This is a genomic window from Mycolicibacterium sp. XJ879 (assembly GCF_053483935.1).
Map to the genome: position 1 here is coordinate 54,975 of NZ_JBEFTH010000019.1, position 10,448 is coordinate 65,422.

10 protein-coding genes and 1 other RNA gene are annotated in these 10,448 nt (G+C 65.8%); 10 read left to right on the top strand and 1 reads right to left on the bottom strand.

Annotated features, from left to right (window positions below; genetic code table 11):
• Entirely contained in the window at nucleotides 1–354 is a 354-nt protein-coding gene (locus ABQF13_RS24660; RefSeq protein ID WP_448395432.1) for a hypothetical protein, read from the top strand.
• Between the two features lie 21 nt (nucleotides 355–375).
• On the opposite strand, the gene ABQF13_RS24665 is transcribed toward ABQF13_RS24660, so the two are convergent.
• Nucleotides 376–1,752 carry an FAD-dependent oxidoreductase gene (locus ABQF13_RS24665; RefSeq protein WP_448395433.1) on the bottom strand — a complete coding sequence of 459 codons (1,377 nt, stop codon included), beginning with the start codon at nucleotides 1,750–1,752 and terminating at the stop codon, nucleotides 376–378.
• Between the two features lie 164 nt (nucleotides 1,753–1,916).
• On the opposite strand from ABQF13_RS24665, the gene prfB reads away from it, so the two are divergent.
• From prfB to ssrA, 9 genes are all read left to right on the top strand, one after another.
• Nucleotides 1,917–3,023: a peptide chain release factor 2 gene (prfB, locus tag ABQF13_RS24670; protein WP_448395434.1), complete on the top strand. Its 1,107-nt coding sequence runs from the start codon at nucleotides 1,917–1,919 to the stop codon at nucleotides 3,021–3,023.
• On the top strand, nucleotides 3,013–3,963 hold the full coding sequence (locus tag ABQF13_RS24675; protein ID WP_448395435.1) for a mechanosensitive ion channel family protein: 951 nt from the start codon (nucleotides 3,013–3,015) through the stop codon (nucleotides 3,961–3,963). Before prfB ends, ABQF13_RS24675 begins: the two co-directional genes overlap by 11 nt.
• Nucleotides 3,956–4,399 (top strand): Rv3103c family proline-rich protein, encoded by a 444-nt coding sequence (locus ABQF13_RS24680; protein WP_448395436.1) that lies wholly within the window; start codon nucleotides 3,956–3,958, stop codon nucleotides 4,397–4,399. Before ABQF13_RS24675 ends, ABQF13_RS24680 begins: the two co-directional genes overlap by 8 nt.
• A gap of 20 nt (nucleotides 4,400–4,419) precedes the next feature.
• The gene (gene ftsE / locus ABQF13_RS24685) at nucleotides 4,420–5,109 is read left to right on the top strand and encodes a cell division ATP-binding protein FtsE (protein WP_448395437.1); all 690 of its coding nucleotides are present in this window, start codon (nucleotides 4,420–4,422) and stop codon (nucleotides 5,107–5,109) included.
• Complete coding sequence (gene ftsX, locus ABQF13_RS24690) at nucleotides 5,109–6,005, top strand: permease-like cell division protein FtsX (RefSeq protein ID WP_448395438.1); 897 nt, start codon at nucleotides 5,109–5,111, stop codon at nucleotides 6,003–6,005. Before ftsE ends, ftsX begins: the two co-directional genes overlap by 1 nt.
• A gap of 1 nt (nucleotide 6,006) precedes the next feature.
• The gene (gene smpB / locus ABQF13_RS24695; RefSeq protein WP_448395439.1) at nucleotides 6,007–6,501 is read left to right on the top strand and encodes an SsrA-binding protein SmpB; all 495 of its coding nucleotides are present in this window, start codon (nucleotides 6,007–6,009) and stop codon (nucleotides 6,499–6,501) included.
• A 136-nt stretch (nucleotides 6,502–6,637) separates the two neighbouring features.
• On the top strand, nucleotides 6,638–8,929 hold the full coding sequence (locus ABQF13_RS24700; protein ID WP_448395440.1) for a putative bifunctional diguanylate cyclase/phosphodiesterase: 2,292 nt from the start codon (nucleotides 6,638–6,640) through the stop codon (nucleotides 8,927–8,929).
• A 15-nt stretch (nucleotides 8,930–8,944) separates the two neighbouring features.
• On the top strand, nucleotides 8,945–9,787 hold the full coding sequence (locus ABQF13_RS24705) for a maleylpyruvate isomerase family mycothiol-dependent enzyme (RefSeq protein ID WP_448395441.1): 843 nt from the start codon (nucleotides 8,945–8,947) through the stop codon (nucleotides 9,785–9,787).
• Nucleotides 9,788–9,893: 106 nt separating this feature from the next.
• Nucleotides 9,894–10,262, top strand: a transfer-messenger RNA (tmRNA) gene (gene ssrA, locus ABQF13_RS24710).
• Nucleotides 10,263–10,448: the final 186 nt, after the last annotated feature.

A 10,448-nucleotide genomic window follows, 5' to 3' on the forward strand; every position in this document is an offset into this window, starting at 1 on the left:
GTGTGGGAATTCCTGGCGATGTTGCTCATCATCGGTGCCCTCGTCGTGATCGCCGGGCCCATGCTCATGCGTCGTCGCGGCGCCGGAGCCGACTGGCCGTCGGGCACCTTGCTGGTCACCGGGGTCAGCCCACGACCCACCGACGTCACCGGGCAGCAGTACGCGACCATCACCGGCGTCATCAACGGGCCCACGGTCAACGAGCACGTGGTGTACCAGCGCCTCGAGGTCGATGTCGACAACTGGCCCACGATGGGCGCACTGTTCCCCGTCGTGTACTCACCGAAAAACCCCGACAACTGGCGGTTCGCCCCGCAGGAGGGCCCGCCGGCGCAGGATCCGCCGCCGGCCTGAGTCCCCGGCGCCTGCCGTCGTCTAGCGGTGTCCGATTCGCAGCAACTCGACGATGCTGGTCACCTTCACCCGGGGCCGACCGTGCGGTTCACCTGCCGAGCGCTCGTACTCGTCGATCAGCTTCCAGTGCTCGCTGGTGATCACCTTGGGCTGGCACCGCGTCAGCCACCGCGCGAGCTGCTCGGCGTGATCGGCGTCGCGCTCGGGCAACTCGGCCTCGCTCAGGTCGGCGATCAAGGTGTCGACGGTCTCCTGTGAGTCGCTCTTGTTGCTACCGATGACACCGGTGGGCCCGCGCTTGATCCAGCCGACGACGTACTCGTTGCGGCTGCCCTCGACGCGCCCGCCGGTGTGCGGGATGGTGCCGCTGCGCTCGTCGAACGGAAGGCCCGGGGTGGGCACGCCGCGGTAGCCGACCGCGCGCACCACCAGTTGGGCCGGCACCTCCTCGCGCTCACCGGTGTCCTTGGCGACGACGCGGCCGTTGTCGGTGACCAGTTCGTTGCGGCCCAACACGATGGACTCCACCTTGCCGTCGCCTTTGATCTCGATCGGGGAGGTGCGGAACCGGAACACGATGCGCCGTTTGGCGCCGCGCGGTGGCTGCTCGGCGTATTTGCGCAGCACCTTGATGTTGTTGCGCACGGTCTTGCCCGCCGCGTCGAGATCCTCGTCGGTGATGTCAGCGAAGTCGTCGGGATCCACGATCACGTCCACGTCGGCCAGGCCGTCGAGGTCACCGAGCTCACGCAGCTCCAATGTGGTGAACGGAGCCTGTAGCGGGCCGCGCCGACCGACGATGAGGACCTCCTCGACGCCGCGGTCGTGCAGCGCCTGCAGCGCGTGATCGGCGATGTCGGTGGCGGCCAGCACATCGGGGTCGGTGACCAGGATGCGGGCCACATCCAACGCCACGTTCCCGTTGCCGATGACCACGGCGCGCCCGTTCGACAGGTCCGGCCCGATCTCCCCGAAATGCGGGTGCGCGTTGTACCAGCCGACGAAGTCGACGGCGGCGACGCTGCCGGGCAGATCCTCGCCGGGGATGCCGAGCGGCCGATCGGATTGGGCGCCGACGGCATAGATCACGGCGTCATACCGTTCGGCCAACTCGGCGGCCTGCACGTGCTCGCCGACCGCGATGTTGCCGAAGAAGCGGAACCGGGGGTCGGCGGAGGTCGCCTCGAACTTGGCGCTGACCGACTTGATCTTGGGATGGTCTGGTGCCACACCGGAGCGCACCAACCCCCAGGGGGTGGGCAGCATCTCGAGCATGTCGACGCGCACGTCGCGCTTCTGATCGGAGTCGTCTTGGGCATCGGCGAACTTCAGCAGCGATGCCGCGGCAAAGTAACCCGAGGGGCCCGAGCCGACGATCGCCACGTGATATGGACGCATACCTCAACCTTCTGTAGAACCTTCTGTAGGCCGTGTCACTGCCCTGGCGAGACGCAGGGGGCTGTCGCGTCCTCGCGGGCCTGGTTACCCACCCGATGCTAAACGTGCGGTCGCCTCGTTGCCGCCAGTGATCCAGAACCGACACGCCGGTACGCTGATTTCTCGTGGATGCCGACCGTCAAGCCGATATCGCAGCCCTGGACTCCACCCTGACCACGGTGGAGCGGGTGCTCGACATCGAAGGGCTGCGCAGTCGGATCGAGAAGCTGGAACACGAAGCCTCCGATCCCAGTTTGTGGGACGACCAGACCCGCGGGCAGAAGGTCACCAGCGAGTTGTCACACACCCAGGGCGAGTTGCGGCGCGTCGAGGAGCTGCGTCAGCGCCTCGACGACCTGCCGGTGCTCTACGAGCTGGCCGACGAAGAGGGCGGTGCCGACGAGCTGGCAGAGGCCGACGCTGAGCTCAAACAGTTGCGCGAGGACATCGAGGCGATGGAAGTGCGCACGCTGTTGTCGGGGGAGTACGACGAGCGCGAGGCGGTTGTCACGATCCGGTCCGGCGCCGGCGGGGTGGACGCGGCGGATTGGGCCGAGATGTTGATGCGGATGTACATCCGCTGGGCCGAGCAGCACGGTTACCCGGTCGAGGTGTTCGACACCTCCTACGCCGAAGAAGCGGGCATCAAGAGCGCGACGTTCGCGGTGCACGCCCCGTTCGCCTACGGCACGCTCTCGGTCGAGCAGGGCACCCATCGGCTGGTGCGGATCAGCCCGTTCGACAACCAGAGCCGCCGACAGACGTCGTTCGCCGACGTCGAGGTGCTGCCCGTGGTGGACACCACCGACCACATCGACATCCCGGAAAGCGATGTGCGCGTCGATGTGTACCGCTCCAGCGGCCCCGGCGGTCAGTCGGTCAACACCACCGACTCCGCAGTCCGGCTCACCCACGTTCCGACGGGGATCGTGGTGACCTGTCAGAACGAGAAGTCGCAGCTGCAGAATAAGGTGGCCGCGATGCGGGTACTTCAAGCGAAGTTGTTGGAGCGCAAGCGCTTAGAAGAACGCGCTGAGCTCGATGCGTTGAAAGGCGACGGAGGTAGTTCGTGGGGCAACCAGATGCGTTCCTACGTGCTGCATCCGTATCAGATGGTGAAGGACCTGCGCACCGACTACGAGGTCGGAAACCCGGCGGCCGTATTGGACGGTGACATCGACGGGTTCCTCGAAGCCGGAATTCGGTGGCGCAACAGACGCGATGACGAGTAGCAGCTATCTAGCATTTTCGCCGGCCCAGGGCTGGCATGACTTCTGGCACGGCAACATCGGCGAATGGATCCTCACCAAGGGGCTTCGCATCACTGTCTTGCTGCTCGCCGCCGTGCTGATCGCCCGGTTTATCAACTGGGCCGCGCACAAAATCACCCGACGACTCGAAGTGGGTTTCGAGACCGGCGACGCGCTGGTGCGTTCGGAGGCGTCCAAGCACCGGCAGGCCGTCGCATCGGTGATTTCGTGGGTGTCCATCGTGCTGCTCGGTGTGGTGGTCGCCGTACAGATCACCAACATCGTCAACGTGCCGGTCGGCTCGTTGGTGGCGCCGGCGGCCGTACTGGGCGCGGCGCTGGGTTTCGGCGCCCAGAACCTGGTCCAGGATCTGCTCAGCGGATTTTTCATCATCACCGAAAAGCAATACGGCTTCGGCGATTTGGTGGAGCTGAACATGCTCGGCGCACCCGACGGCGCGCAGGGCACCGTGGAGGACGTCACGTTGCGGGTCACCAAGCTGCGCACCGCCGACGGCGAGGTGTTCACCATTCCGAACGGCAACATCGTGCGCTCGTTGAACCTGTCCAAGGACTGGGCGCGTGCGGTGGTCGACATCCCGGTGCCCGTCACCGCCGACCTCAACCGCGTCAACGACGTCCTGCACGAGGTGTGCGAGGCGTCGATGGACGACCGCCTGCTCAAGGACCTGCTGCTGGACGCCCCGTCGCTGATGGGTGTGGAAAGCATCAGCCTCGACAACGTCAACGTTCGGATGGTGGCGCGCACGCTGCCCGGTAAGCAGTTCGAGGCCGGCAGGCGGCTGCGCGTGCTCGTGGTCCGCGCGCTGGGCGGCGCCGGCGTCGTCACCCAGACCGGAGCGACACCGGCCGTGGAAACCCTGCCCCCTGCGGCAGCCAAGGCGGAGCGACCCGGTGGCTGAGCGCAAATTCCGCGTCCCGAGCCGTCTGTTGGGCGGCCGGCTCCGCACGTCGACAGTTGTGCTGATCGTGGCCTTCGCCGCGGCGGTGTGGCTGCAGCAGACCTACGAGCCCGCACCGGAGCCGCCCCCACCGTCAACGCAGTTCGTGCCGCCGGGCTTCGTCCCTGACCCCAACTACACGTGGGTGCCGCGCACCAACGTGCGCCGCACGACCGAACCGTCGTACCCGACGACCACCACGCCAACCACCACCACGCCAACCACCACTATGACCACGCCGACCTCGGCGACCGAGACGACGCCGACCACGACCCTGGACCCGGACGGGCCGGGCCCGTTGTCGCCGCAGACCGACACCGCCGAAACGGCTCCGGAGACTTCGCCGCCGACCGCGCCGGGCGAGCCGCCGGTGACGACGACGGCTCCACCCAGCTAGTCCCGCTACACTGGCCGACCGTGATCACCCTCGATCGAGTCTCCAAGCAGTACAAGTCGTCGGCGCGCCCTGCGTTGGACAACATCTCGGTCAAGATCGACAAGGGCGAGTTCGTCTTCTTGATCGGGCCATCGGGATCGGGCAAGTCGACGTTCATGCGGCTGCTGCTGGCCGAAGACACGCCGACGTCCGGCGACATCCGCGTCTCGAAGTTCCACGTCAACAAGCTTCCGGGCCGACACATCCCCGGCCTGCGCCAGGTGATCGGCTGCGTGTTCCAGGATTTCCGGCTGCTGCAGCAGAAGACCGTGTTCGAAAACGTCGCGTTCGCGCTGGAGGTGATCGGCAAGCGCGGCGAGGTGATCAACCGGGTGGTGCCCGACGTGCTCGAGATGGTCGGGCTGTCGGGCAAGGCCAACCGGCTGCCCGCCGAGCTGTCCGGCGGTGAGCAGCAACGCGTGGCCATCGCCAGGGCGTTCGTCAACCGGCCGCTGGTGCTTTTGGCCGACGAGCCGACCGGCAACCTCGACCCGGAAACCAGTAAGGACATCATGGACCTGCTTGAGCGCATCAACCGCACGGGCACGACGGTGCTGATGGCCACCCACGACCATCACATCGTCGACTCGATGCGTCAGCGCGTTGTCGAGCTCGAACTGGGCAGGCTGGTTCGTGACGAGCAGCGCGGCGTGTACGGAATGGACCGCTAGTGCGCTTCGGCTTCCTGATCAACGAGGTTCTGACCGGATTTCGTCGTAACGTCACCATGACGGTGGCGATGATCCTGACCACCGCCATCTCGATCGGCTTGTTCGGCGGTGGGCTGCTGGTGTTGCGGTTGGCCGACCAGTCGCGCGACATCTATCTCGATCGGGTGGAGAGCCAGGTCTTTTTGACCAACGATGTCTCCGCCAACGACCCGACCTGCGATGCCGACCCGTGTCAGGCGCTGCGTGAGCAGATCGAGAACCGAGATGACGTGCGCTCGGTGCGTTTCCTCAACCGCGATCAGGCCTACGAGGACGCGATCCAGAAGTTCCCGCAGTACAAGGACGTCGCCGGGCGCGACGCGTTTCCGGCGTCGTTCATCGTCAAGCTGGAGAACCCTGAACAACACCACGAGTTCGACGAGGCCATGGTCGGCCAGCCCGGCGTGCTCAACGTGCTCAACCAGAAGGACCTCATCGACCGGCTGTTCGCGGTGCTCGACGGCATCAGCAACGCGGCGTTCGCCGTGGCGCTGGTGCAGGCGGTCGGCGCGGTGCTGTTGATCGCCAACATGGTTCAAGTCGCGGCCTACACCCGTCGTACCGAGATCGGCATCATGCGACTGGTCGGCGCCAGCCGCTGGTACACACAGTTGCCGTTCCTAGTGGAGGCGATGCTCGCCGCGCTCATCGGGGTGATCATCGCGATCATCGGGCTGATCGTGGTGCGGGCGTTGTTCCTGGACAACGCGCTCAACCAGTTCTATCAAGCCAACCTGATCGCGAAGGTCGACTACGCCGACGTGCTGTACTTCAGCGCCCCGTTCATGCTGTTCCTGGGGCTCGCGATGTCCGGTGTCACCGCCTACATCACGCTGCGGCTCTACATACGGCGCTGATATGGCCAAAAAAGCCGACCCGACCAGGTCCAGTAACAACAAGGTCGTCGCGACCAACCGCAAAGCGCGACACAACTATTCGATACTGGAAACCTTCGAGGCCGGCATCCAGCTGGTGGGCACCGAGGTGAAGAGCCTGCGCGAGGGGCATGCGTCGCTCGCCGACGCGTTCGCCACCGTCGACGACGGCGAGGTGTGGCTGCGCAACGTGCACATCCCCGAATACCACCACGGCAGTTGGACCAACCACACCCCGCGGCGCAACCGCAAACTTCTGTTGCACCGTCGGGAGATCGACCGGCTGATCGGGCGGATCCGCGACGGCAACCTGACCCTGGTGCCGTTGTCGCTGTACTTCTCCGACGGCAAGGTCAAGGTGGAGTTGGCGTTGGCGCGCGGTAAGGAGGCCCGCGACAAACGCCAGGACCTGGCCCGCCGCGATGCGGACCGGGAGATCATCCGCGAGCTGGGGCGGCGCGCCAAAGGCATGACCTGATCGATCGGGCTGATGGCGGGAGTGCGCCCGTCACGCCGTAACTTTCCCTCCCGCAAAAGTTGGATGCGGTATTTGCCGAGCGGGCCGGGCTACCGCTTCGGTTAAGGCATCATGACGAAGCGGGAAGGTGGAAAGCGTGTCGCTCAGGGGTCAGCGGAGGCGTTACGGCGACTTGCTGGCCCTGCTCGTGCTGGTCGTGGTGAACGCGCTGGCCCCGTGGGGACACGACGTCGCCACCGCCGGGTTGACGGCGTTGCAGGCGGTGCTGGGCACGGTGATCGTGGTCCGCGGCTTGGCGGTGGCACGCAGGATGCACGGTCCGTCTCGATGGTGGCGAGTGCTCATCGCCGTCTCTTGTTTGAGCTGGCTCATCGGCGAGTTGCTGTGGTGGACGGACCGGGGTTCGGCCGGCGGTCGCGTGGCGGGCGCGAGTGAGATCGTGGCGTATCTGCTCCCTGCGGTGCTGATCTTCGCTGCCGTGATCGTGCTGGGCCGTTCGGACGGCTTGGCTGCCGGTACTGCGACCATTCCGGTGCGCCCGTATTCCCTCGTCGCTTTCGTGCTGGACGGGGTGGTGGCCGCCATCGCGTTCTCGCTACTGTCCTACATCGCCGGATACGGCGGACTGGCTGCCGCGGCGTTCCCTCGGTCGAACGACCCCGCCGTATTGGTGATTTATTCGCTACTGCAATTGTGCGCGGTGGTGGCGGCGGTGTCCTTGGCCATTGTTTACCGGCCCGGCCGGCCGTCTCGGGCAAACTGCCTGCTGCTGACCGGCGGAATCATGTTGCTCACGTCAGCGGACCGGATCGTGGCCTATTTCCGGACCGTCGGTGTGCACAACGGTGACCTGTGGGGCGGCGGCCTGTTCGTCATCGGAATGGTGCTGGTGGTGTACGCGCTGGCCGAACCGAAACCACGATCGGACTCGGCGGCGCAAGCCGGTGATCGGGTGATGGACTGGGTCCAGCTGCTCCTGCCGTACGCCGGATTTGTCGGCAGTGCAATGCTTTACGGCTACCACGTGATGATCGGCCAGCAACTTGACGCGGTGCTGGTCAGTGGAGCGGTGGTGATGGTCGTGCTGGTCGCCGCGCGCCAAGCCCTTGCGATGCGCGCACAGCAGCGGCTCACAGTGCGACTGTACGACGCACAGCGCCGGCTCGAGCACCAAGTGCACCATGACACATTGACCGGGCTGCCGAACCGGTTGTTATTCGGCAAGAGACTCGAAAGCGCCGCCGCCAGAGGCGATTTCGTGCTGATATTCGTCGACCTCGACGACTTCAAGGACGTCAATGACCGGTTCGGGCACGCCGGCGGTGATGCATTGCTGCGTGCCGTAGGCGAACGTCTCCTTCGATGCGTGGCAGAGACAGACACCCTGGCCCGCATCGGCGGCGACGAGTTCGCAATCCTGATCAACGGCGAAATGGCGCCCCCCGAAGTCGTCGCCGACCGCATCCAGGCGGCGCTTCGAGAGCCGTTCGCCGTGCACGGTGCCAGTGTGCAGATCCGCGCCAGCATGGGCCTGGTTCGGCACCGCGCCGACGAAACCAGCCAGACCCCGGACGATCTGCTGCGCAAGGCCGACCAGTCGATGTATGAAGGCAAGCGCCTGGGAAAAGACATCGCCGTGGTCTATCCGTCGATCGCGGGTCTGGCCGTGGACTTTCCCACCGCGCTGCGCCACGCCCATGGCGATGCGCCCACCGGGTTCAACCTGCTCTACCAGCCGATCGTTCGGCTGCCCGAGGCGACTCCGGTGGCCGTCGAGGCGCTCGCGAGGTGGACAGCGCCCGACGGCACACAGATCGCGCCTGAGACGTTCGTGGCGGCTGCCGAGGCCGCGGGGCTCGGGCATGTCCTGGACGCGATGATCCTGGATCTGAGCTGTCGGGAGTTCACCGCCGCTGGCACGGACCTTGATTTACATGTGAACATCGGGGCGGCGCGGCTACATGGGGGTCGTTTTCACGACATCGTGGCCAGGACCCTGGCCCGCTACGGTATGGAGCCCAGCCGGTTGACGCTGGAGATCACCGAGACCGTGCCAATCATCGATCTCGACGAGGCGGCCGCACAGATCGAGCGGCTCAACGCCTTCGGAGTCAATGTCGCTCTGGACGATTTCGGCGCTGGATACAACTCGTTGACCTATCTGCACGCGTTGCCTGTCCAGGTCGTCAAACTCGACCGCAGCCTGGTGGCCGGCGTCGAACGGGCGCGGGACGTGACGTTGTACCGGTCGGTGATCGCAGTGTGCAACCCCTTGGGCCTGGAAGTGGTCGCCGAGGGTGTCGAGACCGACGAGCAGGCGGAGATGGTGTTTCTCGCCGGCTGCGGCTTGGCGCAGGGGCACCTGTTCGGAAGAGCTACCGGTATCGCCGACCGTGCGGTCGAATCTCTTACCGTCGACAGACCGTAACGGTACGGTCAGGCCGTGAGCTCCTCGCGTCCAGTGACGAATCTCGACAAGAGCGCAGTCCTCAACGCCCTGTTCGCCGAGTGGCGAATTACCGCCGACCTGTTGACGGGTCTCTCCGAAGCCGACTGGAAAGCGGCCACGGCGCTGCCCGGCTGGACGGTGCACGACGTCACGGCGCACATGGTTGGCACCGAATCGATGTTGGCGGGCGCGGACACCCCGGACACCGATGTCGACGTGTCCGCGCTCGAGCATGTGCGCAACGACATCGGGGCGATGAACGAACGCTGGGTGCGCCGGCTGCGCCAAATCGGCTCCGCGGAGCTGCTCGAGCGGTTCCGCGCCGTCACCGCCGGCCGCCGCGAGGCGCTGACGGCGATGTCCGAGGACGAATGGAACGCCGTCACGATGACCCCGGCCGGACCGGACAGCTACGGACGGTTCATGCGGGTGCGGGTCTTCGACTGCTGGATGCACGAGCACGACATCCGCGACGGCGTCGGTCTCCCGGCCTCCGATGCCGAAATGGCGGGACCCGCCGCCGAGCAGGCGCTCGACGAGATGGCGGCCAGCATGGGTTTCGTCGTCGGAAAGCTGGGCGGGGCGCCCGACGGCTCCCGGGTGTCGATCGAGCTGACGGGTCCGCTGGGGCGCACGATCAACGTGGCGGTCGCCGGTAGGGCACAGGTGGTCGACGACTTCGGCGGCGAGGAGCCCACGTCGACGATCCGGCTCGACGGCCTGCTGTTCACGCGGCTGGCCGGTGGACGCACCGCGTTAGACCACGCTGCGGTCACCTACGGCGGCGACGAGGCCGTCGGCAGGCGGATCGTCGAGCGCCTCAACTACGTAATCTGACTGGTCCTTCGCGGCCGGGAAGATATCGGTGGAACACATTGTTGATCAGGGCGTACCATGAATGGTCCTGCCGGTTTCGGCAGGTGATGTTTGGACAACTAGACAAGGGGCTGAACGGTTTCGACTTCGAGTGTCGAATCAAGGGAAGCGTGCCGGTGCAGGCAAGAGACCACCGTAAGCGTCGTTGCAACCAATTAAGCGCCGATTCCAATCAGCGCGACTACGCTCTCGCTGCCTAAGCGACAGCTAGTCTGTCAGCCCGGGAGAGCCCTCGACCCGGTGTCTGGCATCAGCTAGAGGGATCCACCGGTGAGTCCGGTCGCGGGACTCATCGGGACAACCAACAGCGACTGGGATCGTCATCTCGGCTTGTTCGCGTGACCGAGAGATCCGAGTAGAGGCATAGCGAACTGCGCACGGAGAAGCCTTGAGGGAACACCGCAGGACCCGGGTTCGATTCCCGGCAGCTCCACAACCATGGTGAAGCGGGCCAGAGTGAAAGCTCCGGCCCGCTTCGTTTTTTCGGATGCCTGGCGCCACCGCGGTCGGTCCGGGCGTGCTGATGCTGGCGCCGTCGGATTTTTCGAGGCGCTGCGGTTTCTCGCGTCGGCCGTTAGGCCGCCCGGTTTTCGGGAGGTGCCGGTCCGCCGGGCTCGTCGGT